21 protein-coding genes are annotated in these 23859 nt (G+C 74.3%); 12 read left to right on the forward strand and 9 right to left on the reverse strand.

Going from position 1 to position 23859, the window contains the following annotated elements:
• Window positions 1-185: 185 nt before the first annotated feature.
• From ACWENR_RS04580 to ACWENR_RS04630, 11 genes are all read left to right on the forward strand, one after another.
• Window positions 186-1736 carry a hypothetical protein gene (locus tag ACWENR_RS04580; protein ID WP_452275677.1) on the forward strand — a complete coding sequence of 517 codons (1551 nt, stop codon included), beginning with the start codon at window positions 186-188 and terminating at the stop codon, window positions 1734-1736.
• A gap of 148 nt (window positions 1737-1884) precedes the next feature.
• Window positions 1885-2175, forward strand: coding sequence for an ATP-dependent Clp protease adapter ClpS (gene clpS / locus ACWENR_RS04585; protein WP_452275678.1), 291 nt, complete (start codon window positions 1885-1887; stop codon window positions 2173-2175).
• Between the two features lie 2 nt (window positions 2176-2177).
• Window positions 2178-2672 carry a DUF2017 domain-containing protein gene (locus tag ACWENR_RS04590; RefSeq protein WP_452275723.1) on the forward strand — a complete coding sequence of 165 codons (495 nt, stop codon included), beginning with the start codon at window positions 2178-2180 and terminating at the stop codon, window positions 2670-2672.
• Between the two features lie 53 nt (window positions 2673-2725).
• On the forward strand, window positions 2726-3214 hold the full coding sequence (locus ACWENR_RS04595; protein WP_452275679.1) for a Mov34/MPN/PAD-1 family protein: 489 nt from the start codon (window positions 2726-2728) through the stop codon (window positions 3212-3214).
• A gap of 74 nt (window positions 3215-3288) precedes the next feature.
• Complete coding sequence (locus ACWENR_RS04600; RefSeq protein ID WP_452275680.1) at window positions 3289-3624, forward strand: MoaD family protein; 336 nt, start codon at window positions 3289-3291, stop codon at window positions 3622-3624.
• A gap of 10 nt (window positions 3625-3634) precedes the next feature.
• Window positions 3635-4600, forward strand: coding sequence for a PLP-dependent cysteine synthase family protein (locus tag ACWENR_RS04605; protein ID WP_452275681.1), 966 nt, complete (start codon window positions 3635-3637; stop codon window positions 4598-4600).
• A 291-nt stretch (window positions 4601-4891) separates the two neighbouring features.
• A complete protein-coding gene (locus ACWENR_RS04610) occupies window positions 4892-5638 on the forward strand; it encodes an MBL fold metallo-hydrolase (RefSeq protein WP_452275682.1) in 747 nt (248 codons plus the stop codon).
• 84 nt (window positions 5639-5722) lie between these two features.
• Complete coding sequence (locus ACWENR_RS04615; protein WP_452275683.1) at window positions 5723-6616, forward strand: hypothetical protein; 894 nt, start codon at window positions 5723-5725, stop codon at window positions 6614-6616.
• A 65-nt stretch (window positions 6617-6681) separates the two neighbouring features.
• Window positions 6682-7413, forward strand: a complete 732-nt coding sequence (gene rph, locus ACWENR_RS04620) for a ribonuclease PH (protein WP_452275684.1) — start codon at window positions 6682-6684, stop codon at window positions 7411-7413.
• 52 nt (window positions 7414-7465) lie between these two features.
• Window positions 7466-8083: an RdgB/HAM1 family non-canonical purine NTP pyrophosphatase gene (rdgB, locus tag ACWENR_RS04625; protein ID WP_452275685.1), complete on the forward strand. Its 618-nt coding sequence runs from the start codon at window positions 7466-7468 to the stop codon at window positions 8081-8083.
• 22 nt (window positions 8084-8105) lie between these two features.
• Window positions 8106-9020, forward strand: coding sequence for an AEC family transporter (locus ACWENR_RS04630; RefSeq protein WP_452275686.1), 915 nt, complete (start codon window positions 8106-8108; stop codon window positions 9018-9020).
• 52 nt (window positions 9021-9072) lie between these two features.
• Here ACWENR_RS04630 and hutH read toward each other — a convergent pair whose 3' ends face one another.
• From hutH to ACWENR_RS04660, 6 genes are all read right to left on the reverse strand, one after another.
• Entirely contained in the window at window positions 9073-10611 is a 1539-nt protein-coding gene (gene hutH / locus ACWENR_RS04635) for a histidine ammonia-lyase (RefSeq protein ID WP_452275687.1), read from the reverse strand.
• Window positions 10608-11810 (reverse strand): imidazolonepropionase, encoded by a 1203-nt coding sequence (hutI, locus tag ACWENR_RS04640; RefSeq protein WP_452275688.1) that lies wholly within the window; start codon window positions 11808-11810, stop codon window positions 10608-10610. The genes hutH and hutI overlap by 4 nt, the downstream gene beginning before the upstream one ends.
• Window positions 11807-13165, reverse strand: a complete 1359-nt coding sequence (locus ACWENR_RS04645; protein WP_452275689.1) for a formimidoylglutamate deiminase — start codon at window positions 13163-13165, stop codon at window positions 11807-11809. Before ACWENR_RS04645 ends, hutI begins: the two co-directional genes overlap by 4 nt.
• A gap of 112 nt (window positions 13166-13277) precedes the next feature.
• Window positions 13278-14477 carry an allantoate amidohydrolase gene (locus ACWENR_RS04650; RefSeq protein WP_452275690.1) on the reverse strand — a complete coding sequence of 400 codons (1200 nt, stop codon included), beginning with the start codon at window positions 14475-14477 and terminating at the stop codon, window positions 13278-13280.
• A gap of 55 nt (window positions 14478-14532) precedes the next feature.
• Window positions 14533-16191, reverse strand: coding sequence for a urocanate hydratase (gene hutU / locus ACWENR_RS04655; RefSeq protein WP_452275691.1), 1659 nt, complete (start codon window positions 16189-16191; stop codon window positions 14533-14535).
• 13 nt (window positions 16192-16204) lie between these two features.
• Window positions 16205-17056 carry a MurR/RpiR family transcriptional regulator gene (locus tag ACWENR_RS04660; protein ID WP_452275692.1) on the reverse strand — a complete coding sequence of 284 codons (852 nt, stop codon included), beginning with the start codon at window positions 17054-17056 and terminating at the stop codon, window positions 16205-16207.
• Between the two features lie 194 nt (window positions 17057-17250).
• On the opposite strand from ACWENR_RS04660, the gene ACWENR_RS04665 reads away from it, so the two are divergent.
• Window positions 17251-18585, forward strand: a complete 1335-nt coding sequence (locus tag ACWENR_RS04665; RefSeq protein ID WP_452275693.1) for a hypothetical protein — start codon at window positions 17251-17253, stop codon at window positions 18583-18585.
• Between the two features lie 160 nt (window positions 18586-18745).
• Here the strand turns inward: ACWENR_RS04665 and ACWENR_RS04670 are convergent, their stop codons facing one another.
• The 3 genes from ACWENR_RS04670 to ACWENR_RS04680 are packed head-to-tail and all read right to left on the reverse strand — an operon-like array spanning window position 18746 to window position 23858.
• Window positions 18746-21406, reverse strand: coding sequence for an O-antigen ligase family protein (locus ACWENR_RS04670; RefSeq protein WP_452275694.1), 2661 nt, complete (start codon window positions 21404-21406; stop codon window positions 18746-18748).
• The gene (locus tag ACWENR_RS04675) at window positions 21406-22602 is read right to left on the reverse strand and encodes a glycosyltransferase (protein WP_452275695.1); all 1197 of its coding nucleotides are present in this window, start codon (window positions 22600-22602) and stop codon (window positions 21406-21408) included. The genes ACWENR_RS04670 and ACWENR_RS04675 overlap by 1 nt, the downstream gene beginning before the upstream one ends.
• Entirely contained in the window at window positions 22593-23858 is a 1266-nt protein-coding gene (locus tag ACWENR_RS04680; protein ID WP_452275696.1) for a glycosyltransferase, read from the reverse strand. Before ACWENR_RS04680 ends, ACWENR_RS04675 begins: the two co-directional genes overlap by 10 nt.
• Between the last annotated feature and the right edge of the window lies 1 nt (window position 23859).

The following is a 23859-nucleotide window of genomic DNA, read 5'->3' on the forward strand; positions in this document are numbered from 1 at the left end:
CATCGAAACCCGTCCGCGCTTGTACCGTCACGCAGCGAAGTTGAGTAACCTCGCAGTTACTGCTGAGTATTCGAAGTGTTCGGGTAGGGGCCCTGATCGGCCGTACTCTTCCGGCATCCGGGTGTCGTCACCGGACAATTCCACGCGGCCGCTGCCGGCCGCCTGCCACGGGAGGCCGCTCGCGAATGATGCCGGGTCCTCTCCCCGCGGTCGACGTGCCCGACGACACGGCCGGCGCCGCGAAGCGACCCCACCGGGGCCCCCTGCCGACCAGGCTCGGTGTGACGGAGCCGGGGCCGGAGGAGCCGCTGGCCGTGCTCGCCGTCGGCCCGGCCGGCGGGGGCCGGCCGGAGGTGCTCGCCGGCGTGCTCCGGCTGGAGCCCGCCATGCTGGCCGTTCCCGCCGGCAGCTGGCTGGTCGTACGGCGCTCCCGCGTGCCGACCCGGGCGGCCTACGTGCCCGGCTACCGCCAGCCCCACTCCTACGGCGCCGACCGGTTCGCCGCCGGCCCGGCGCTGGCGCGCCCGCCGCGCCGCGTCGAGCTGAGCCTGCCCGAGCCGCTGCTGCGGCACTTCAGCCTCGTCGACACACCGGACACCGGCGCGCTCGGGGTGGCCGGCATCCGGCTGCTGCTCGACGCGGCGGGCCGGTCCGGCGCGGTGCTCTTCGTGATCGCCGCCGACCAGGCCTTCACCGCCGTCGAGCTGAACCTGCTCGCCGAGGTGGCCCGCGCCCGGGTGGAGGTCTTCTTCGCGGTCACCCCGGGCCCGGCCGGGTGGGCACCGGTTCCCGAGGCGGCGACGACGGAGGGCACGGGGGCGTCCGTCGCGCCGGCCGGGCCGGGTGCCGGCGCGGCCCGGGTGGACCCGGTCGCGGTCACCGTCGAGGCGCACCGGGCGGCCCTGCTGGCCGCCGTGCCGGCGCTCGCCCGGGCGCGCTGGTTCCCGGTGGCCGACGGCGACGGGGCCGACCTGCGCCGGGCCCTGGTGGGCTGGGCCGCCGAGGAAGGGCTGCGGCGGGCCAGCGTCGACCCGCCGGTGCTGCCCGGGGCGCACGGCCGGGTGCCGGTGGCCGCCGACCCGGGCGACTGGTCCGAGCGGCTCGACCGGCAGGCCCGCACCTGCGCCCAGCGCATCCGCCAGCACCTCGCCCTGGAGTTGGCGAACACCCACCTCCGGGTGGTGCGGGAGATCGTCCACGGCGACGGCTGCGCCGGCATGCCGCAGCTGCTCGACCGGGAGATGGAGGCGTTGTCGCTGCTGGCCACGGCCCAGTGCGACCACGCGGTCGACCGGCTCGTCGAGGAGGCCGCCGGCCGGGTCCTGGGCGCGCCGCTGTCCGAGGGCGTCCGCCGGCGCCTCCGCTTCGCGGTGCGCTGGGGCCTGACCGACCATGGCGGCGGTCCCGAGCTGGACCGCGTCCTGCTGGTGACCAGCACCGGGGGCGTGGCCGGGCTGACCGGCGCCGGCGCGAGCGACGCCCTGGCGAGCTGCCCGGGCGCCGAGCGTGCCGAGGTGCTCCCGCCCGTCGCGGTGGCCCTCTCGGGCGGCTGCTGGCAGCATTGGCGCAGCCCCGGCAACCATGATCCCAACGCCGCCCGGGCCTGGGCCCAGCGCGCGCTGCGCGAGGTCGAGCTGGAGCTGTCCCGGGAGGTGTCCCGGCGGCTCGACGTGGTCCGCCTGTCGCTGGACGGGGTGCTTGCCGATGCGGTCGACCACGGCATCCTGCTCGCCTGAGGGCGAGCGGGTCGCCCCTGCCGCCGGTCCCGCCCGGGGGTCGGTGCGGGCCGCCTCCGACGCGCCCGACCAGGCCGGACGCGGCGAACCGCGGCAGGCCGGCGTTCCGGTTCCTCGGTTCGCCGGGTCCGGTGGCACGATGGGGGGCATGGCGGCTCCGCAGGTTGCACCGGTCGAGACGCCGGACACCGATGAGGTGCCGGCGTCCGACCGGCCGTGGGTGACGATCGTGTGGGACGACCCGGTCAACCTCATGACCTACGTGACGTGGGTGTTCCAGAAGCTCTTCGGCTACAGCCGGGAGCGGGCGGAGGAACTCATGCTCGACGTGCACCACAAGGGGCGCGCCGTCGTCTCCAGCGGCGCGCGGGAGCGGATGGAGCACGACGCGTCGCAGCTGCACGCGTACGGGCTGTGGGCGACGGTGGACCGGTCGTGAGCATGTTCCGTCGCCAGGGCGACCGCTACGTCGCCACCTTCGCCGTCGACGAGGTCCGGGTGCTGCGCAAGGTCGCCTCCGAGGTGGTCGGTCTGCTGACCGACGGCTTCGACCACTCGGATCCGGTGGTCGGCCGGCTCTTCCCCGACGTCTACCCGGACGACCCGTCCGGCACCGCCGAGTTCCGCCGCTACACCGAGGGCGACCTCAAGACCGGCAAGATCGACCAGGCCGGCGCGATCCTCGCCGCGCTGCCCGACTCCGCCGGCGGCGAGGTGCGCCTCGACGCGGAGGCCGCCGAGGCGTGGCTGCGGGCGCTCAACGACGCCCGGCTGGCGATGGGCGTCCGGCTGGAGATCAAGGACGGCACCGACCTCGGCGAGGAGCTCGACGACGCGGTCGCGGAGGATCCGACGTCGAGCCGGGTGTTCCAACTGTCGGTCTACGCCTATCTCGGCTATCTCCAGGAGTCCCTGCTCAACGCCTTGATCGACTAGGCGTGACCGGCACCACCTTAGATTGGCGCCGCGCACGAGTTAGGCTGGCACACGTGCTGAGCATCGACCGGTCGATCATCGACGCGATCGTCGCCCACGCGCGCCGGGACCACCCCGACGAGGCGTGCGGCGTGGTCGCCGGTCCCGTCGGCAGCGACACCCCCACCCGGCACATCCCGATGGACAACGCCGCCCGCTCCATGACGTTCTACGAGTTCGACTCGATGGAGCAGTTGCGGGTGTGGCGCGAGATGGACGACCGGGACGAGGAGCCCGTCGTCATCTACCACTCGCACACCGCCACGGAGGCCTACCCGTCCCGGACGGACGTCTCCTTCGCCGGCGAGCCGGGCGCGCACTACCTGCTGGTCTCCACCCGCGAGCCCGACACGGAGGAGATCCGCTCCTTCCGCATCGTGGACGGCGTGGTGACCGAGGAGCCGGTGCGCATCCTCGACGCGGGGGTGGACCCGCACGCCGTGCAGTCCTACATGTTCGGGCAGAGCCCGGCGACGGTCGACTACGAGTGTTCCGGCCGCTGATCCCAGCGCCGCCACACCCGTCCACGTCCCGTCACCTTCCGGCACACCCGATCATCAACGAGGAGCACGACACCATGGCCATCGAGGTCCGCATCCCCACCATCCTGCGCAGCTACACGGGCGGCGCGAAGGTCGTCGAGGGCGCCGGCGACACGCTGGGCGACCTGCTCGCCGACCTGGACTCCCGGCACGCCGGCCTGAAGGCCCGGCTGGTCACCGACGCCGGGGCGCTGCACCGCTTCGTCAACGTCTACGTCAACGACGAGGACGTCCGCTTCCTGGGCGCGCTGGACGCCAAGCTCAACGACGGCGACAGCGTGACCATCCTGCCGGCGGTCGCGGGTGGCGCGTTCGGCTTCGCCGCCGCCGCGGCGATCGCCGGTCACCGCGCGGCCGTCGCCGCCCGCTGAGGCGGCCGCGATGACGCGGTACGACAGCCTGCTCGACGCCTCCGGCGGCACGCCCCTGGTCGGCCTGCCGCGGCTCTCCCCGACGGTGCCCGACGGGGCGCCGCCGGTGCGGCTCTGGGCGAAGCTGGAGGACCGGAACCCGACCGGGAGCATCAAGGACCGGGCGGCCCTGTTCATGGTCCGGGCGGCCGAGGAGGCGGGCCGGCTCCGGCCGGGCGACACCATCCTCGAACCGACCAGCGGCAACACCGGCATCTCCCTGGCCATGGTGGCGAAGCTGCGCGGCTACCGGCTGGTCTGCGTGATGCCGGAGAACGTCTCCACCGAGCGGGTGCAACTGCTCCGGATGTACGGCGCGGAGATCATCTTCTCGCCGGCGGCGGGCGGCTCGAACCAGGCGGTGGCCACCGCGAAGCAGATCGCGGCCGAGCACCCCGACTGGGTGATGCTCTTCCAGTACGGCAACGAGGCGAACGCCCGCGCGCACTACGAGACCACCGGTCCCGAGCTGCTGCACGACCTGCCCACGATCACCCACTTCGTGGCGGGCCTCGGCACCACCGGGACGCTGATGGGCACCGGGCGCTACCTGCGCGACAAGGTCGACGGCATCCAGGTCGTCGCGGCCGAGCCGCGCTACGGCGAGCTGGTCTACGGGCTGCGCAACATCGACGAGGGATACGTCCCGGAGCTCTACGACGCGACCGTGCTGTCCCGGCGCTTCTCCGTCGGCACCCGCGACGCCGTGCTGCGGACGCGGCAGCTGGTGGAGGTGGAGGGCATCTTCGCGGGCTTCTCCACCGGGGCGATCCTGCACGCCGCCCTGGCGGTGGCGCACGAGGCGGTCCGCGAGGGCCGCCGCGCCGACGTGGCCTTCGTGGTCGCCGACGGCGGCTGGAAATACCTCTCCACCGGCGCGTACGGCGGCACGCTCGCCGACGCGGAGGACGCGCTGGAGGGGCAGCTCTGGGCCTGACGACGCCGCTGCGGGGTCACCGCCGCACGCCGGTGACCCCGGCGGCGGCGGTCGGCGGGCCGGCCGTTCCGCTCACTCAGCGCGACCGTGGGGCGCCGCCTCGTCACTCCTCGGCGGCTGCGGCGCGGCGGTCCCGCAGCGGGTGTCACCTTGGTGACAACTTCCGGTGGATGATTCTTGCCGCCCGGTCTGCCAGCGTAGGCTGCGCAGCGTGGCGTACGCGTCGGTAGAGATCATCGAGAGACGGACCGTCGGCGCGAGCACTACGCATCGTGACAGCGAGACCACTCGATGCGCCTGACCGTGCTGGGCTGCGCCGGCAGTTTCCCCGGGCCCGAGTCTCCCTGCTCGGCCTACCTCGTCGAGGCGGACGGCTTCCGGCTCCTGGTCGACTTCGGTTCCGGGTCGCTGTCCAACCTCCAGCGCTACGCGGGGCTGCACGCCCCCGACGCCATCCTCCTGACCCACCTGCACTGCGACCACATCCTCGACGCGGCGGCGTACGTGGTGGTCCGGCGCTACGCCCCGGACGGCCCCTACCCGCCGCTGCCGGTCTACGCCCCGTCCGGCGCGCCCGACCGGCTGGCCGCCGCGTACGGGCAGGAGGACAGCACCGTCGAGGACGTCTACCAGTTCTACGGCCTCCAGCCCGGCACCTTCCCGATCGGCCCCTTCACCGTCACCGTCGACCGGGTCAACCACCCCGTGGAGACGTACGGCGTGCGGCTGGAGCACGGGGGCCGGGTGCTCTGCTACTCCTCCGACACCGCGCCCTGCGACGCGCTGCTGCGGCTGGCCCAGGACGCCGACGTGTTCCTCTGCGAGGCCAGCTACCTCGACGGCGTGGACAACCCGCCCGACCTGCACCTGACCGGCCGGGAGGCCGGCGAGGCGGCGACCAAGGCGGGCGTCGGCCGGCTGCTGCTGACCCACCTCGTGGCCGCCTGGGGCAGCGAGGCGATGACCGTGGAGGCGGCCGGCGCGTCTTTCTCCGGCCCGCTCGAGGTGGTCCGCCCCGGCGCGACGTACGACGTCTGACCCGGCGCCCCGCCGTCCCGGCCGCTCCCGGGTTCCCGACGGGCGGGGGCCCGAAAACCGCGCCGTCCCCCTAGGATCTCGCCGGTGAGCGACTCCCCCTCCGGCGCGGCCGGCTGGCAGCCCCACCCGCCGACGCCTCCCGCGAGCCCGCCCGGTGCGCCCGGTGCGCCACTGCCGCCCGGCCCGGCCGGGCCCTGGCCGGGGCAGCCGGCGCAGCAGCCGCCGGCGGCAGCCGGGCCGTACCCGCCGGCGGGAGCCGGGCCGTACCCGCCGGCGACCCCGGCGCACGGACACCCGTATCCGCCGCACGCGCAGCCGGTCGCCGCGCCGTATCCGCCGCCGCCCGCCGCCGACGGAGGTCCCGGGCCCGCGCCGTTCCCCGCCGGCCCGTACCCGCCGGCCGGCCGGCCCGGCGCGCACCCGCCGGCCGGCCGGCCCGGCGCGCACCCGCCGGCGGCCGCCCTCCCGCCGGCCGGGCCCGCCCCGGCGCCGCCGCGCCGGTCCACCGGGCTGCGGGTGTTCTTCGCGGTGCTGGCCGGGCTGCTCGCAGTGGGGCTCTGCGCCGGCGGCGGCATCGCCGGTTACGTCGGCTGGTGGGCGCCCCGGCAGGACATGGCCGAACGGAGGGCCATCTTCGCGGACTGGGGGCGGCCGCACAGCTTCACCTCCGACGGGCTCGTCGAGGGCGACGACGCGACGCTGCAGGTGTACCGGTTCACCTGCCCGCAGGGGCGCTGCCCGGTGGACCTCGGCGAGCGGGTGCACGAGTGGCTCGTCGCGGCCGGCGCGCAGGACGCGAAGATCGAGGACGTGACGCGCTGTGTGGCGAACGGCTTCCAGTACGGCGGCCCCACCTGCACCTGGACGTGGCGGGTGAAGGCGTGCCGGGCGACGGCGACGACGACGGGGCTGGACAAGGTGCCGCTCGGCTGGGACCGCCCGCTCGTGCTCAACGTCCGCATCCGGGAGTGCGACTGAGGACCGACGCACCGGGCGCGGGCACCCCGCAACGGGCCGGCCGTCGCACCGCATAGGGTGCAGGCATGGCGCGACCTGACGGGCGGCGACCCGACGAACTCCGACCTGTGACGCTGACCCGGGGCTGGAGCACCCATCCGGAGGGCTCGGTGCTCGTGGAGTTCGGCGACACCCGGGTGCTCTGCACCGCCAGCGTGACCGAGGGGGTGCCCCGCTGGCGCAAGGGCTCCGGGCTCGGCTGGGTCACCGCCGAGTACGCGATGCTGCCCCGCGCCACCAACACCCGCTCCGACCGGGAGAGCGTGAAGGGCCGCGTCGGCGGGCGTACCCACGAGATCTCCCGGCTGATCGGCCGGAGCCTGCGGGCGTCGATCGACCTGAAGGCGCTCGGCGAGAACTCGATCGTGCTCGACTGCGACGTGCTCCAGGCCGACGGCGGCACCCGCACCGCGGCGATCACCGGCGCGTACGTGGCGCTGCACGACGCCGTGACCTGGCTGGCCGGGCGCAAGGCGCTGGCCGGCAAGCCGGAGAAGGTGATGCACCGCTCGGTGGCCGCCGTCAGCGTCGGGGTCATCGAGGGCGAGCCCCGGCTCGACCTCAACTACGCCGAGGACGTGACCGCCGAGGTCGACATGAACGTGGTCTGCACCGGCGCCGGCGAGTTCGTCGAGGTGCAGGGCACCGGCGAGGCCGGCGTCTTCGCCCGCGAACAGCTCGACGCCCTGCTCGACCTGGCCGTCGCCGGCTGCGTGGAACTGGCCGAAGCCCAGCGGAAGGCGCTCCTCCTCCCGTGAGCGCGAGGAGTGAGCCTGCGAGCCCCACAGTCGCGAACAAAGGTGGATTCTGATGAACAAGGTGCTGCTCGCCACCCGTAACCGCAAGAAGCTCGTCGAGCTGCAGCGGATCCTCGACGGCGCGCTCGGCGCGCACCGCGTCGCCCTGCTCGGCCTCGACGACGTCGAGGAATACCCGGAGCTGCCGGAGACCGGCCTGACCTTCGGCGAGAACGCCCTGATCAAGGCGCGGGAGGGATGCCGGCGCACCGGCCTGCCGACGATCGCCGACGACTCCGGCCTCGCCGTCGACGCGCTCAACGGCATGCCGGGGGTGTTCAGCGCCCGCTGGGCCGGCCGGCACGGCGACGACCGGGCCAACCTCCAGCTGGTGCTGGACCAGATCGCCGACCTCCCCGACGAGCACCGGGGGGCGTCCTTCGTCTGCACGGTGGCCCTGGTGCTGCCCGGCGGCAAGGAGCACCTGGTCGACGGCCGGCAGCCGGGCCGGCTGCTGCGCGCGCCGCGCGGCGACGGCGGCTTCGGCTACGACCCGATCTTCCTCGGCGACGGACAGGACCGGACCAACGCCGAGCTGACGCCGCAGGAGAAGGACGCGGTCAGCCACCGCGGCAAGGCGCTGCGGGAGCTGGCCAAGCTGGTCGCCAAGGTGCTGCCGCCCGCGAGCTGACGGCCCCGCCCCGGTGGGAGGGGTGCTGACGGGCTTCGCCGTCATCGCCACCGTCATCGCCGTCGGCTACGCGCTCGGTCGCGGCGGGGTGCTGGGGCCGGAGGCGGCCACCGTCCTCTCCCGGGTCGCGTTCTTCGTGGCGACCCCGGCGCTGCTGTTCCAGACGGTGGCCCGGGCCGACGTGCCCGCGATCGTCTCGTCCGCCCTGGTCGTGACGGTGGCGAGCACCGTCGCCGTGGCGTCGCTGTACGTGGCCGTCGCCCGGCTCCGCTGGCGTCGCTCCGTCGCGGAGGCGACCATCGGGGCGTTGGCCTCGTCGTACGTCAACGCGGCGAACATCGGCATCCCGGTCGCCGTCTACGTTCTCGGCGACGCCTCGTTCGTCGCGCCCGTCCTGATGTTCCAGCTGGTCGTCGTGACGCCTGTCGCGTTCACCCTCCTCGAGGCGGCCACGGCGAAGAGGCGACCGTCGCCCGGCGCCGTGGTGCTCCAGCCACTCACCAACCCGGTCACCGTGGCGTGCGCGCTGGGCGTCGCGGCGAGCCTGACGGGCTGGCTGCCGCCGGAGCCGGTGCTGCGGCCGATCGCCCTCGTCGCGGCGATGGCGGTCCCCGCCACGCTGATCGCGTACGGGGTCTCCCTGCACGGCGCGCCGCGGCCCGGCTCCGGCGACACCGGTCGGGACGTACGCCTCGCGGTCGTCCTCAAGACCGTGGCCCAGCCCGCCGTCGCCTACCTCGTCGCGCGCTTCGCGATGGGGCTGCCGGCCACCCTCGTGCTGGCCTGCACGGTCACCGCCGCACTGCCGACGGCGCAGAACGTCTTCGTGTACGCGGTCCGCTTCGACCGGGGCGCGGTCCTGGCGCGCGACTCGATCCTGCTGTCGACGGTGACCGCCGTGCCCGTGCTGATCGGGGTCGCGGTGCTGGCGGGCTGACCACCGGCGGGCGCCGGGCCACCGTGTCGCCACGACGGCCCGGCGCGGACCGTCAGTCCAGGGGGCCGATCTCGCGCTCGATGGCGGCGCGCAGCTCGGGCCCGGCCACCACGGCCCGGGCGGCCTCCATCAGCGGGGCGAGGAAGACGTCCGGCCCGGGCTCCCCGGCGACGCCGGCGAGCGCCGCGACGGCGGCCCGCCCGGCCGGCGACGGCTCCAGCGGGGCGCGCAGCTGCAGACCGCGCACCGCGGCCAGCAGCTCCACCGCGAGCAGGCTGGTCAGGTTGTCCAGCAACGTACGCAGCTTCTTGGTCGCCGCCCAGCCCATCGAGACGTGGTCCTCCTGCATGCCGCTGGTGGGCAGCGAGTCCACCGACGCGGGCGCGGCGAGCCGGCGGTTCTCCGCGACGATCCCCGCGGCCGTGTACTGGGCGATCATCAGCCCCGAGTTGACCCCGGCGTCGGGAGAGAGGAACGCCGGCAGCTCCCGGGACCGGGTGACGTCGAGCAGCCGGTCCACCCGGCGCTCGGCGATCGCGCCCACCTCGGCGGCGGCGATGGCGAGGAAGTCCGCGGCGAAGCCCAGCGGCGCGCCGTGGAAGTTCCCGGTCGACTCGACGCGGCCGTCCGGCAGCACCACCGGGTTGTCCACCACCGAGACCAGCTCCCGGCCGGCCACCGTGCGGACGAAGTCGAGCGTGTCCCGGGCCGCCCCGGCGACCTGCGGCGCGCAGCGCATCGAGTACGCGTCCTGCACCGCGTGCGCCAGGTCGTCCCGGTGCGAGTCCATCACCCGGGAGTCCTGGAGCAGCCGGTGGATGTTCGCCGCCGAGGCCGACTGGCCGGGGTGCGGCCGGATGGCGTGCAGCTCCGGCAGGAACGGCCGCTCCGAGCCGAGCATCGCCTCGATCGCGAGGGCGGCGGTGACGTCGGCCATCGCGAAGAGGTGCGCGGCGTCGTGGATCGCCAGCAGCAGCATGCCGAGCATGCCGTCGGTGCCGTTGATCAGTGCCAGGCCCTCCTTGGCGGCCAGCTCGACGGGCGCCAGCCCCGCCTGGCGCAGCGCGTCGGCGGCGGGCACCCGCTCGCCGGCCGGGCCGAGCACCCACCCCTCGCCGAGCAGCACCAGCGCGCAGTGCGCCAGCGGCGCCAGGTCGCCGGAGGCGCCCAGCGAGCCGTGCTCGGGCACCCACGGCGTCACGTCGCGGTTGAGCAGGTCGACGAGCGCCTCGGCGACCAGCGGCCGGACCCCGGAGCGGCCGAGCGCCAGCGAGCGGACCCGCAGCAGCATCATCGCCCGCACCACCTCGCGCGGCATCGGGGCGCCGACCCCGGCGGCGTGCGAGCGGATCAGCGCGTGCTGCAGTTCGGCCCGCCGCTCCGGCGCGACGAAGGTGTTCGCCAGCGCGCCGAAGCCGGTGGAGACGCCGTAGACCGGCCGGCCGGCGGCCTCGATGCCGTCCACGATGGACCGGCTGGTCCGCATCGCGTCCACGGCGGCCGGGTCGAGCACGACCTTGGCGGTGCCGCGCGCCACGGCGAGCACGTCGGCGGGGGAGATGCCGGTGGGCAGGATGGAGACAGACGTCATTGTGGGACTCCGTTGCGCAGGACCTGGCGGATCAGTGGCACACCCGGCCGGTAGGCCAGGTGCAGGTGGGAGGGGGCGTCGAGGATCACGAGGTCGGCCCGGGCCCCGGGCCTGAGCACCCCGACGTCGTCGCGGCGCAGCGCCCGCGCGCCGCCGGCGGTCGCCGCCCAGACGGCCTCCGCCGGGGTCATCCGCATCTCGCGTACGGCGAGCGCCACGCAGAACGGCATCGACGAGGTGTACGACGAGCCGGGGTTGCAGTCCGTCGCCAGCGCCACGGTCACGCCGGCGTCGAGCAGCCGGCGGGCGTCCGGGTACGGCGAGCGGGTGGAGAACTCGGCGCCGGGCAGCAGGGTCGCCACGGTGGCGGTGTGCCCGTCCTCGTCGGCGGTGCCGTCGACCCGGGTCGAGGCGAGCGCGTCGACGTCGGCGTCGGTCAGGTGGGTGCAGTGGTCGACGCTCGCCGCGCCGAGTTCCACGCCGAGCCGGACGCCCGGCCCCGGCCCGAGCTGGTTGGCGTGCACCCGCACCCCCAGGCCGGCGGCCTGCCCGCAGGTCAGGATCGCCCGGGTGTGGTCGGCGTCGAAGGCGCCCCGCTCGCAGAAGACGTCGATCCAGCGCGCGTGCGGCGCGGCGGCGGCCAGCATCGGCCCGCACACCAGACCCACGTAGTCGTCGGGGCGGTCGGCGTACTCGGCGGGGACGACGTGGGCGCCGAGGAAGGTGGTCTCCTCGCTGACCTCGGCGGCGATCGCCAGGGAGCGGGCCTCGTCGGCGACGGTGAGGCCGTACCCGCTCTTGATCTCGATGGTGGTGGTGCCCTGCCGCAGCGCCTCGTCGCGCAGCCGGCGCACGTTGGCCCGCAGTTCGTCGTCGCCGGCGGTCCGGGTGGCGCCGACCGTGGTCCGGATGCCGCCGCCGGTGTACGGCTGCCCGGCCATCCGGGCGGCGAACTCGGCGGCCCGGTCCCCGGCGAAGACCAGGTGGGCGTGGCTGTCGACGAAGCCGGGGAGCACCGCCGCGCCCCGCGCGTCGACGCGCCGGTCGGCGGCCGGCGCGTCGCGGGCCGGCCCGATCCAGGCCACCCGCCCGTCCTCGACCAGCAGCGCGACGTCGCGCCGGATGCCCAGCGGGCCGCCCTCGCCGCCCCGGTCGTTGGTCACCAGCTCGCCGATGTCGTCGACCAGCACACTGCTCATGAGGTCACCTCCTCGATCGCCGCGGTCAGCTCGGCCGGCACGTCGACGGTCAGGTGCCGGCCGTCGCGGACCACCACCCGGCCGTCCACCACGACCTGAGTGACGTCCGCCGCGCCCGCCGCGAACCAGACCCCCACCGGGGGTACGCCGGCCGTGCGGGGGCTGTCCAGCCGTACGGTCACCAGGTCGGCGCGGGCGCCCACGGCGAGCCGCCCGGCGTCGCGCCAGCCCAGCGCGGCGTGGCCGCCCACGGTGGCGGCGTCGCGCAGCTCGGCGGCGCCGAAGTGGCCGCGGCGGCGGGTGCGCAGCCGCTCGTCCAGCTCGACGGCGCGCGCCTCCTCGAAGAGGTCGACCACGGCGTGGCTGTCGCTGCCGAGGCTGAGCGGCAGGCCGACGTCGGCCATCCGCCGGGCCGGGCCGATGCCGTCGGCCAGGTCCCGCTCGGTGGTGGGGCAGAGGCAGACGCCGGTGCCGGTGTCGCCGAGCAGGGTGAGGTCGCCGCTGGTCAGGTGGGTGGCGTGCACGGCCGTGGTGTCCGGGCCGAGCGCCCCGTGGTCGGCGAGCAGCCGGGTGGGGGTGCAGCCGTGGGCGGCCCGGCAGGCGTCGTTCTCGGCGGGCTGCTCGGACAGGTGCACGTGCAGGGGCGCGCCCCGGCTGTCCGCCCAGTTGGCCACCGTGGCGAGCTGTCCGGCCGGCACCGCGCGCACGGAGTGGATCGCGGCGCCCACGCGGGCGTGGCCGTCGGTGGGCGTGAACGCGGTGGCCCGCTCCGCCCAGCGCAGCGCGTCGCCGTCGCCGAAGCGCCGCTGCGGCCCGGCGAGCGGCTGCCCGTCGACGGTGGCGGTGAGGTAGCAGGTGTCGAGCAGCGTGATCCGGATCCCGGCGTGGGCGGCGGCCTCGACCAGCGCCTCGCCCATCGCGTTCGCCTCGGCGTACGGGGTGCCGTCCGGGTTGTGGTGCAGGTAGTGGAACTCGCCGACGCAGGTGATCCCGGCCAGCGCCATCTCGGCGTAGACGGCCCGGGCCAGGGCCAGGTACGAGTCCGGGTCCAGGCGGGCGGCGACCGCGTACATCCGGTCGCGCCACGTCCAGAAGTCGCCGCGCCCGCCGTGGGTGCGCCCGCGCAGCGCCCGGTGGAAGGCGTGCGAGTGCGCGTTGGCGAGCCCCGGCAGGGTCAGCCCGGGCAGCCGCTCGGCATCGGTCATGACCTCGACCCCGGCGGGCGGCGTGCTCCCGGCGGTCAGCGGCGTGACCCCGGTGATCCGCCCGTCGGCCGTCTCGATCAGCACGTCGGCGGTCGGCTCGGCGTGCTCGGGCAGCCAGGCGTACTCGGCCAGCCAGCGGGTCCCGGTCATGTCGTTCGCCCCCTGTCGAGCTGAGTCGTCTGCGACATCAGTCGATCACCGCCGGGGCGAGTCGTCTGCGACATCAGCTCGACAGGCCGCCGACGGCGGCTTCGGACCCCGGTCAGCGGCATGTCAGCTCCTCCAGGACCCGGGCCAGGGCGGTCACCCCGGCGGCGCAGTCGGCGTCGCTGGCCGACTCGGCCGGGGAGTGCGACACCCCGGTCGGGTTGCGCACGAAGAGCATCGCCGTGGGCACGTGCGCGGCGAGCACCCCCGCGTCGTGGCCGGCGCCGGTCGGCAGCACCGGCGCGTCCAGCAGGGCCGCCAGCCGGCCGGCCAGGCCGCCGTCGAAGGCGACCAGCGGGGTGGCCGACTCCTCGGTCAGCGCCACCTCCGTACCGTCGCGGCGGGCCCGCTCGGCGGCCTTCGCGCGCACCGCGTCGACCAGCCCCGTCAGCGTCTCCGGCTCGGCGGCCCGGGCGTCGAGCCACCCCGTCACCCTCGACGGGATCGCGTTCGTGGCGTTCGGCTCCACCGACACCCGGCCGACGGTGGCGTGGGCGCCGCGCAGCCGGGCCTCCTTGTTGGCCGCCAGCACCGTGAAGGCGTACGTCAGCATGGGGTCGCGGCGGTCGGCCATCCGGGTCGTGCCGGCGTGGTTGCCCTCGCCGGTGAACTCGAAGCGCCAGCGGCCGTGCGGCCAGATGGCGCTGGCGACCGCGACGGGCGCGTCGGCCTCGACCAGCGCTCGGCCCTGCTCGACGTGCAGCTCGACGAAGGCGGCGAAGCGGCCGACCAGCTCCGGCCGGGCGCCCGCCGGCCGGTCGCCCAACGCCTCGGCGAAGCTCACCCCGTCGGCGTCGCGCAACCCGGCCGCGCGCTCCACCGCGATCTCCCCGGCGAGCAGCCGCGACCCGAGGCAGGGTACGCCGAACCGGGCCCCCTCCTCCTCGACGAACGCGGCGACCGCCACGGGCCGGGCCGGCGCGACGCCCGCCGCGCGCAGCTCGTCGACCGCGAGGAACGCGCTGACGATGCCGAGCGGCCCGTCGTACGCCCCGCCGTGCGGCACCGAGTCGAAGTGGCTGCCGGTCAGCACCGCGCCGCCGGCCTCCGGCTCGCCCCACCAGGCGAAGAGGTTGCCGTTGCCGTCCTCGGTGACCGGCATGGCCCGGCGGTCGGCCTGACCGCGGAACCACTCCCGCAGCCGCAGCTCCGGCCCGGTCAGCGCGTACCGCAGGTAGCCGCCGCTGCGCTCGTCCCGCCCGACCGGCGCGATCTCGTCCCACAGCGCCCGGAACCGCTCGGCGAGGTCACTCACGGGGCACCTCCGTTGTTCGCGACTGCGGGGCTCCGCTTCGCTGCACTCCTCGCGCTCACGGGTTGCCCCGCTCCGCCATCGGCACCCGGACGCCGGTGGCCTCCGCGACGTCGCGGGCGGCGTCGTAGCCGGCGTCCACGTGGCGGATGACGCCCATCGCGGGGTCGTTGGTGAGCACCCGCTCGATCTTCTGCCCGGCCAGGGCGGTGCCGTCGGCCACGCAGACCTGCCCGGCGTGGATCGACCGGCCGATGCCCACCCCGCCGCCGTGGTGGATCGACACCCAGGACGCCCCGCTGGCGGTGTTGACCAGCGCGTTGAGCAGCGGCCAGTCGGCGATCGCGTCGGAGCCGTCGGCCATCGCCTCGGTCTCCCGGTAGGGGCTCGCCACGCTGCCGCAGTCCAGGTGGTCCCGGCCGATCACCACGGGCGCGGAGAGCTCGCCGGAGGCGACCATCTCGTTGAACCGCACGCCCGCCTTGTCGCGCTCGCCGTAGCCGAGCCAGCAGATCCGCGCCGGCAGGCCCTGGAAGGCGACCCGCTCGCCGGCCATCCGGATCCACCGGGCCAGGGACTCGTTCTCGGGGAACAACTCCAGGATCGCCCGGTCGGTGGCGGCGATGTCGGCCGGGTCGCCGGAGAGCGCCGCCCACCGGAACGGGCCCTTGCCCTCGCAGAACAACGGCCGGATGTACGCGGGCACGAAACCGGGGAAGTCGAAGGCCCGCTCGAACCCGCCGAGCTTCGCCTCGCCCCGAATCGAGTTGCCGTAGTCGAAGACCTCCGCGCCGGCGTCGAGGAACCCGACCATCGCCTCGACGTGCTTCGCCATCGACGCCCGCGCCCGGTCGGTGAACTCGGCCGGCTTCGCCGCCGCGTAGTCCCGGGCGTCGGCCAGCTCCACCCCCTCCGGCAGGTACGACAGCGGGTCGTGCGCGCTGGTCTGGTCGGTGACGACGTCGATGTCGACGCCCCGGCGCAGCAGCTCCGGGAAGACCGTGGCCGCGTTGCCGACCACGCCGACGCTCAGCGCGCGGCGGTCCCGCTTCGCGGCGAGCACCCGCTCGACGGCGTCGTCCAGGGAGTCGGCGACCTCGTCGAGGTAGCGGTCGTGCACCCGGCGGTCCAGCCGGGTCCGGTCCACGTCGACGATCAGGCAGACGCCGCCGTTCATGGTGACCGCGAGGGGCTGCGCCCCGCCCATCCCGCCGCAGCCGGCGGTCAGCGTCAGCGTGCCCGCCAGGGTGCCGCCGAACCTCTTGGCGGCGACGGCGGCGAACGTCTCGTAGGTGCCCTGGAGGATGCCCTGGGTGCCGATGTAGATCCACGAGCCGGCGGTCATCTGCCCGTACATGGTGAGGCCGAGCTGCTCCAGGCGGCGGAACTCCGGCCAGGTGGCCCAGTCGCCGACCAGGTTCGAGTTGGCCAGCAGCACCCGGGGCGCCCACTCGTGGGTGCGCAGGACGCCCACCGGCCGGCCGGACTGCACCAGCATGGTCTCGTCGTCGCGCAGGTCGGTCAGGGTGCGCACCAGCGCGTGGTAGGACGGCCAGTCCCGCGCGGCCCGGCCGGTGCCGCCGTAGACCACCAGGTCCTCGGGGCGCTCGGCCACCTCCGGGTCGAGGTTGTTCATCAGCATCCGCAGCGCGGCCTCCTGGGGCCAGCCTCGGGCGGTGCGTTCGGTGCCGCGTGCGGCGCGGACGGGCTGGGACATCTCGGGTCTCCTCTCAGCCGAGGAACAGCTGGCGGCGGGCGGCGGACGCCTCGAAGGCCTCCAGCCGGCGTTGGGTGTCGGCGGGGTCGGCGTCACAGATGGCCTGGAGCAGCACCATGGCCAGGGTCATCGGGGCGGTGTGCAGGTCGAAGACGAGCTGCGCGCCGACGGCGGCGGGCAGCACCACGTCGGCGTGCTCGGTGGCCGGGCTGACCGGCGAGTCGGTGATGGCCACCACCCGGAGGCCGGCGGCCCGCGCCTCGCGCAGCGCGTCGAGGGTCTCCCGGGGGTAGCGGGGCAGCACGAAGGCGAGCAGGGCGCCCGCCCCGGCCTCGGCGGCCTGCTCGAGGCGGTCGGTGAGCAGGCTGCCGCCGACGTCGAGGACCCGCACGTCGGGGTGCACCTTGGCGGCGAAGTACGCGAAGTACGCGGCCAGCGGCGCGGCGGCCCGCAGACCGAGCACCGGGAGGGGACGGCTGGCGGCCAGCAGCCGGCCGGTCTCGGCGATCCGCTCCCGGTCGGCGAGCTGCCCGGCGAGGCGGTCGAGGTTGCCGATCTCGGCGCGTACCGCCTGCTGGAGCTCGTTGCCGGCGTCGGCGGGACCGTCCGGCGCGCCGGCCGTCAGCTCGCGGAGCCGGCGGCGCAGCGCGGGGTAGCCGTCGTGGCCGAGCGCCACCGCGAACCGGGTGACCGACGGCTGGCTGACGCCCGCCAGCTCGGCCACCTCGGCGGCCGACAGGTATGCCACGGCCGGCGCGTGCTGCACCAGGCAGTGCGCGATGCGGCGCTGGGTGGGGGTGAGCCGGACCCCCTGGAACAGGCCCGACACCTGGTCGGTGGGCGCCGCGACGGCTCCTTCATTCACGTGCTGACTGTATGCATGAAAACTTTCACGGACAAGCCTGGTGTCCGGCTTCGTCGTGCGGTCGACTGGTACCCCGCGGAGACACACGCTGGCCCTTTGCGGCGTCCCAGCAAGTGTCAGGCCCGCGACCGGCGGGCGAGGACGCTGGCGCGACCTCTGTAGGATCCGCACGGCGGTTGAGCAGAGGAGTTGGCATGCAGCCGGGAGGTCCCTACAGGTTCACCCACGTGCTGGGCAGTTCGCCCGTCGGCAAGGCGTGGGCAGCCATCGACGAGCAGGGCCGCCTGGTCACCGTTGCCGTCCTGGACGCCGCCGTCGCCGCCGCCCCGGGCTGGCGGGAGGCGTTCGCCGGGATGACGAACTCCCTGGCGCAGGCGGCGAACCCCCTGCCCTACGCGTACGCCGACTTCTCGGCCGCCGCGCCCTGGGTGGCCTACTCGGCGGAGGTCGGGCCGGGCGCGGAGAAGCTGTTCCGTGCGCTCGGCGTGGAATACACCCCGGATCCGACGGTCGACCGTCCGGTCTCGGGGATGCCCCAGCAAGTCAGCGGGGTGCCGCATCCCGTCTCCGGTGTTCCACAGCCCGTGTCAGGGATGCCACACGCGCCGTGGGCGGCGCAGGTGACCCCGGTCTCCGGCCAGCCGGTGTCGGCGTCCCCGACGCCGGTGTCGGCCGCTCCGGCCTCGCCGGCCGGGTCTCAGGATGACCCGGTGCCCGCGGACGGTGCCACGGCCCAGATGCCGTTCGGGGGGCCCAACCCCTCGACGGTCTCGCCCCCGACCGACCCGTTCGCCCCGCAGGACCGTCGCATCACACCCTCGAAGCCCCGTCGACGGACCGGGCTCGTGGTCGGGATCGCCGCGCTGGTCCTGGTGCTGCTCGCCAGCGCCGGTGGCGTGTATTTCTGGGCGGGGTCGGACGACCCGGCACCGCCGCAGGTGGAAGCGTCGCCGAGCAGCAGCGGAAGCAGCACGGCCGGACCGCCGGCGTTGCCGACGTCGCCGCCGCAGTCACCCGGTATCGAGCCGCCGAAGTCCGGAGCATGGCCGAGCCAGTGGCCGAAGTTCGGTGCCCGCGACAACGTTCGCACGGTGACCGGCCTGGAGGGTCTCCCCTTCCCGGTCAAGGTTCCGGTGGACTGGGAGTGCACGCTCGCCGGCCGGGGCGAGGAGTTTGTCAAGTACAACTGCGGCACGCCCGCGACCGGGGCCGACGCGATCGGCGGCGAGTTGATCGTTCGGGACTGCCTGCAGCCCTGCGACGCGAAGCGGCAGACCGCCATGCGTCAGGCAGAGGAAGCCTGGAACCTGCAGTGGACGCGTGGTGGAGAGAATGTCGCCTTCGCCGAGTCCAGCCAGCTGCAGATCGACGGTGAGCAGCGGTACGGCCTGGTGATCGTCGCCTACTGGCGAGGAGGCGACAGCGGCCGCGTCGACCGTCAACTCGTGTTCCGGATGACGGCGCCGGTCGACGGGGCCAACCGGTTGCGCCGGGTTGCCAACTACCTCCGCGACGTCGCCCTCTTCTGACGCGCCAGCCGGCGCCTCCGCCACTTCCGGCCGGGCCTCCTCCGCCCGGCCGGTTCGGCCCTTCTGAGCAGGGTGACACCCGCTCACGGCCCCGCCCGGTCAGCCTGTGCCGGTCGCACGAGGGCAGCGCCGTTCGCACGGGCGGCCGGGGCGGGATCGCCTACTGCTCCGCGGTCGTGGGCATCGGCACCGACAGGCGTCCTCGGACGACCGTCGGCTGCTCCGGCGACCGCAGTGCGCTGGGCGCGCCCGCATCCGGGGGGACCGGTGCCGTGGGCCGGCCGGCCAGCGCGATCGCCAGTATCGGCAGCCAGGTCACGTAGCCGGTCAGCGTCGTCGACACGTGAGACGCCTCCAGCCACGACACCTGCGCGAGCGCGACGAGGAAGAGCAGCGGGGCCGGCTGACCGCCGGCGGTGAGCGCGGCGGCTCGCTTCCAGGCCAGGACGCACAGCAGCACGAACGGCACGAGGGCCACCAAGCCGCCGATGACGAGCAACTGCACCATGACGTTGTGGCCGTGGTTGAACTGGCCGCCGATCAGGGCGGTGACGGCCGGATCCTGGAAGACCTCCGGACCCCAACCGACCAACGGGCTCTCGCTCCACCGATCGAGCAGGCCGCCCCAGATCTGGCCCCTCTCGCTGAAGCTCGTCGGGTCGCTGGTGACCAGCGGCACCACCCCTACCAGCAGCGCTCCGGCGGCGAACAGAACAGAGGCCGGCCAGCTCCGCCCCCGGAGCAGCCGGATCGCGAGGTACGACCCGACCACCGCGACTGCGGCGAGCTGGCTGGTTCGCGAACCGGTCCAGTACAGGGCGACGAGGATCAGGGCGAGGCACGACCAGCGGAGCACGGGATGGCGCAGGTGGAAGACGAAGGCGACGCCGAGCGCCAGTGCCAGACCGAGCACGTTCGAGTGCAGGTACGGCCCCGTGAGCAGGCCGCCGAGCAGGACCGTCTTGTCTCCCGCCGCGGCTCCTGTGAGGAGCGCCAGGTCGGGCCGCACGACGGCGAAGATCATCGAACCGAGGGCGGTGAGCCCGGCCAGGACGCCGATGACGCCCAGTACCGCTGTCCGAGGACGCTGCGCCCAGATCGCGATCGCGGTCAGCGGAAAGGCCGCCGCGACGGCACCGGGCGCCTGCCCGTGCAGCAGACCGGCGCACTCGATCGCCAGCAGTGCGGCAAGGGCGACGGCCAGCCATCGGTACCCGGTCGGCCGGTGGCGCCAGAATCCGTGCGCGGCGAGGCCGGCGGCCAGGAGGAGGTACAGCAGCGTGAGACCGTCGCCGATCAGGTCGGCCACGGGCGACCCGCCCACCTCGCGGGAGTTGAACGTCGGCCGTCCGGCGGTGAGGAGCTGCATCGTCTGCGCGGACACGATCCGCAGCCAGGCCAGTACGATCAGCGCGGCCACCCCGATGGTGCCCGGGCCGAGCCGGCGACCCGTGGCCATGGCACGGCCCAGGAGTGAGGTGTCGTGCGGCTCAGCCGGCGATTCCTCGACTGGCTCGGACTCCGTCACCTTGGACCGACCGAGCCGAGCCGTCATCGTGGCGACCTTGTCCCGGATGAGACGCAGGTCGTCGTCGTAGGGCACCGTCAGCATGCGTAGCGAGCGTATTTCCGGCACCCGGCCGACCCCCAACGCTGTGATGATCATGGTGACTGCGTAGCCGATGAAGCTCGCCACCGCAGCTCCCACGGCGCCGAACCGGGCGAGCGCGAGCAGCGCCGCTACGCCGGCCAGGGAACCCGTCACCAGTGCGGTGGACGACCAGGCGGGACGGTTGTGCGCCAGCAGAGCCGCCGAGTAGATGGTCATGCAGGCGTACAGGACGGTGGCGGCGCAGAGGATGATGGTCGGCGCCACGGCTGGCGTGAACGCGGTGCCGAAGACCAGCGGCACGGCGAACCCAGCGATGAGCGCCAGCACGCTGCACGCCACGCCGGACGTCAGGACCGCGAGCCGGGCGACCTGGGTCGCTGCCCGTACGTCGCCACTGGCCTGACGGCCCATCAGCATCGACCTGGCGGCGGTGGCGATGACCATCGGAATCTCCGCGACACTGACCGCGACGGCGTAGTAGCCGAGTTCGCGGGCGCCGATCAACGGCAGCCCGATGATCTGACCCAGGCGGGCGCTGGAAACTGCGGCCAGCACGCCGGGCAGGCAGAGCAGGGCGTAACGGATGAGTGAGCCGGTGGGTACCCGTGGCTCCGCCTCCACCGAACCCGCGTCGGGCGCCGCCCAGAGCCGTACCAGCCCGAAGACCACCCCGGTCAGGACCGAGCCGGCGAAGATGAGTCCGGCTTGGTACGCGTTCACGTCGAACGCCAGGCAGGCGAAGATGACCAGACCGGTCCGGACCATCGCCGGCACGACCTTGACCAGATTCAACCCGCTGATGTCCGAGTTACCGGTCAGCGCACCGATGAAGAGGTTCGCCATCACGTGCAGGGGGGCGAGCAGCGCCAGGACCAGGAACTCGCGGTACTGGTCGGCGTCCGAGAACAGGAGGAACCCGAGCACCCCCAGCAGGCTGACGGCGAGCAGGCTGAGCGGCGCCATGGCCACGAGGCTCACCTTCGCCGCGGCGCGGCTGGACAGTCGGCCCTGCCGGACGTGGTAGCTGAGCGCGTCCTGGAGGCCGAACGTCCCGATCCAGCCCCACACGACGATCGGCAGAGTCAGCGCCGCGTAGACGCCCCGACCCTCGGGACCCAGCTCACGGGAGAGAAACGGACTGACCAGCAGGCCGCTGATCGGGATCAGCAAGTTCGCGAAGGACGCGGACACGAGCTTCCGCGTCGACATCACGGGCCCTCGTGCGGAACGGCGTCACCCAGCAGGCCGTAACGGCCGAGTGAGCCCACCAACTGGTCCGCGAAGTGCGCCTCCGAGAACCGGCTCCGCACCAGGTGTTGCGCCTCGGCGGCCATCCGGTCGAGCTGCGCGGAGCCGGCCGCGAGGAGTGCGGCGGCGAGCCCTTCGGGAGTGTCGGCCACGCGGACCGCGTCGGTCGGAGGGACGCCCTCAAGGCCCACCGGTGTGCTGAACACGGGTACCCCGTGTGCCAGAAGGGTGAGCGTCTTCAGCTTCACCCCGGCTCCGCTCCAGAGCGGCACGACGGAGGCTCGGGCCCGGGCGAGCACCGGCCGGAGATCGGGGGCCCAGCCAATGACTTCCAGGCCTTCGATCCCGGTCAAACTGTTACGAATCGAGTCGGTGAGACCCGAGCCGACGAGTTCGAGAGTGAACCCGGCGCGGCTCAACCGCGGCCAACCCTCGGCAAGGAACCGCTGCAGGCCGAGGAGGTTCGACTGGTACGAGAAGCTGCTGAGCCAGACCAGTCGCCGATCGAGCGGGCGGGGCGCGTAACCGTCGGGCAGCGGCACACAACTGGGCAGGATGAAGTCCGGCGTGCGACCGTACGTCCGTGCCAGTCGCGTCGCCTCTTCCTCGCTCGTGACCGAGACCGTTGTCGCATTCCCCAGGGCCTGCTCCTCGAAGCGGGTGGAGATCCGGGCCAGGTAGTGCGCCCTGAGGTGGTGGGCCACACCGGCGGCCTCGTCGATGTCCTGGCGACTACTGGTGGCCAGCACGTTCGCCTTGTCCCAGTGCCACCGCAGAGAAGTGTCCCGGATGTACGCCCCCGCAGCCTCGCCGATGGCCAGACCGGCCCCGGTGCGGGCGCGGAGCGCCTCGTGCAGTTCCTGGCTGTAGCGCGTGCGTACCCACGGCGGCATGCCGTCGCGCAGGGATTCCTGGTAGCGGCCGAGCGGTCCGAGCCGGTTCAGCCGATACGGCGCGGCAGCGAAGTCCCGCACTGTGACACCGGGCAGCAGGGCACGTAGCTCAGTCACCTGTTCGGCAGTGGTCTCCGGGCGGCGGACCACGAACAGTGTGTAGGGCCGAACCCGTGCCAGGGCGCGCAGCATCATCAACACCCGAACCGGGTCACCGCGGTCCTGGGGGATCGGGAAGAAGGTGACGACGACCGTCAGGTCCATCTCGTCCCAGCCTCCTCGGCGTTTGCGCCCTGCGGACCCGCCCCGATCGCCGGTCCGGCGGCGCCGGCCCCGTCGCCGGCGCCGGCGGGAGCGACATCTCGCTGGCCCGCCAGCCGATTCCATACGGCGAGCAGCCGCTGGGCCTGCAACCCGGGGGAGAACTCCTCGCGGAGCCGGACAGCGAGGTTGGCTGCCCGTCGCCACCGCTCCTCCGGGCTGTGGACGAGTTGGCGCACCGCGTCGGCCAGGGACTGCGGGTCGTCCGGTGGCACCTGCCAGCCGCCGACCGGGCCCATCAACTCGGGGATTCCCGATACGGCGGTCGTGACGACCGGCACACCCCGGCTGGCGGCCTCCATGAGGAAGACGGGTATGCCATCCAGGTCACCGTCCGCCGCCCGGCGGCACGGCAGCACAGCGGCGTCGGCGTCGGCGAGTGCGGCAGTCGCCACTCGGTGGCTCACCGCGCCATGAAAGGCGACCACGTCGGCGAGGCCTGCCGCGCTGGCCCGCTCCTGCAGCGTCGTCCGGAGCGGCCCGTCGCCGTACACGTCGTAGCGCACCGGGAGGCCGCTGCGGACCAGTTGGGCGACGCTGTCGATCGCGGTGTCCACACCCTTCTTCTCCACCAGCCGCGCGACGGTGACCAGGCGGGTCACGTCACCGCTCGAACGCTGCCGGGGCTCCGTGATCTCGCCGTCGAACGCCGCCCGGACCACCCCGTGCGGGATCGTCGACAGATTCGCCCCCCGCTCGCTCAGCTGTTCCGCGGCGGCCTGCGAGATGACGAAGAGATGGCTGAGCAACCGGAGCCGGCGGTCCAGGGCTGCGCCGTTCGGGTCCAGCAGGAAATCGGCGGCGTGCGCCATCGCCGTCACCGGGACCCCGATCCGCCGGCCCACCAGGACGGCGACGGCGGTTGGCAGGTTCACGAAGTGCGTGTGCAGCACGTCCGGGCGGAAGTTGGCGACCGGGCCGGCCAGCCGGTCGGCGTGACCGGTCGCGAGTACGGCCCGGGGCAGGTATGACGTGCCGAGCGCCCGCACCTCCTCCTGCGCGCGGAGAGGGTGCCGCAGGAGCGTGCCGGCGGCCTGATGCACCTCGGCGTTCCGGCCGCCCCGTCGCGCGACGAAGACCTCGACGATCGCGCCGGTGGCCCGGACCGCCTCGATCTCGGATGTGATGAAGGTCTCGCTGTAGCTCGGGTCGCGCAGCAGGACGTACGCAACTCGCAGTGGGTGACGGGGAGCGCCCATG

The sequence above is a fragment of the Micromonospora sp. NPDC004336 genome (assembly GCF_053602615.1).

What these genes read in the sequence shown, in the direction of transcription:
- ACWENR_RS04665 (WP_452275693.1), top strand. Translation starts at nt 17,251, where the DNA reads ATGCAGCCGGGAGGTCCCTACAGGTTCACCCACGTGCTGGGCAGTTCG.
- ACWENR_RS04670 (WP_452275694.1), bottom strand. Translation starts at nt 21,406, where the DNA reads ATGTCGACGCGGAAGCTCGTGTCCGCGTCCTTCGCGAACTTGCTGATC.
- rdgB (WP_452275685.1), top strand. Translation starts at nt 7,466, where the DNA reads ATGAACAAGGTGCTGCTCGCCACCCGTAACCGCAAGAAGCTCGTCGAG.
- hutI (WP_452275688.1), bottom strand. Translation starts at nt 11,810, where the DNA reads ATGAGCAGTGTGCTGGTCGACGACATCGGCGAGCTGGTGACCAACGAC.
- ACWENR_RS04605 (WP_452275681.1), top strand. Translation starts at nt 3,635, where the DNA reads ATGACGCGGTACGACAGCCTGCTCGACGCCTCCGGCGGCACGCCCCTG.
- clpS (WP_452275678.1), top strand. Translation starts at nt 1,885, where the DNA reads ATGGCGGCTCCGCAGGTTGCACCGGTCGAGACGCCGGACACCGATGAG.
- hutU (WP_452275691.1), bottom strand. Translation starts at nt 16,191, where the DNA reads ATGTCCCAGCCCGTCCGCGCCGCACGCGGCACCGAACGCACCGCCCGA.
- ACWENR_RS04580 (WP_452275677.1), top strand. Translation starts at nt 186, where the DNA reads ATGATGCCGGGTCCTCTCCCCGCGGTCGACGTGCCCGACGACACGGCC.
- ACWENR_RS04590 (WP_452275723.1), top strand. Translation starts at nt 2,178, where the DNA reads ATGTTCCGTCGCCAGGGCGACCGCTACGTCGCCACCTTCGCCGTCGAC.
- ACWENR_RS04610 (WP_452275682.1), top strand. Translation starts at nt 4,892, where the DNA reads ATGCGCCTGACCGTGCTGGGCTGCGCCGGCAGTTTCCCCGGGCCCGAG.
- ACWENR_RS04680 (WP_452275696.1), bottom strand. Translation starts at nt 23,858, where the DNA reads ATGGGCGCTCCCCGTCACCCACTGCGAGTTGCGTACGTCCTGCTGCGC.
- hutH (WP_452275687.1), bottom strand. Translation starts at nt 10,611, where the DNA reads ATGACGTCTGTCTCCATCCTGCCCACCGGCATCTCCCCCGCCGACGTG.
- rph (WP_452275684.1), top strand. Translation starts at nt 6,682, where the DNA reads ATGGCGCGACCTGACGGGCGGCGACCCGACGAACTCCGACCTGTGACG.
- ACWENR_RS04645 (WP_452275689.1), bottom strand. Translation starts at nt 13,165, where the DNA reads ATGACCGGGACCCGCTGGCTGGCCGAGTACGCCTGGCTGCCCGAGCAC.
- ACWENR_RS04675 (WP_452275695.1), bottom strand. Translation starts at nt 22,602, where the DNA reads ATGGACCTGACGGTCGTCGTCACCTTCTTCCCGATCCCCCAGGACCGC.
- ACWENR_RS04600 (WP_452275680.1), top strand. Translation starts at nt 3,289, where the DNA reads ATGGCCATCGAGGTCCGCATCCCCACCATCCTGCGCAGCTACACGGGC.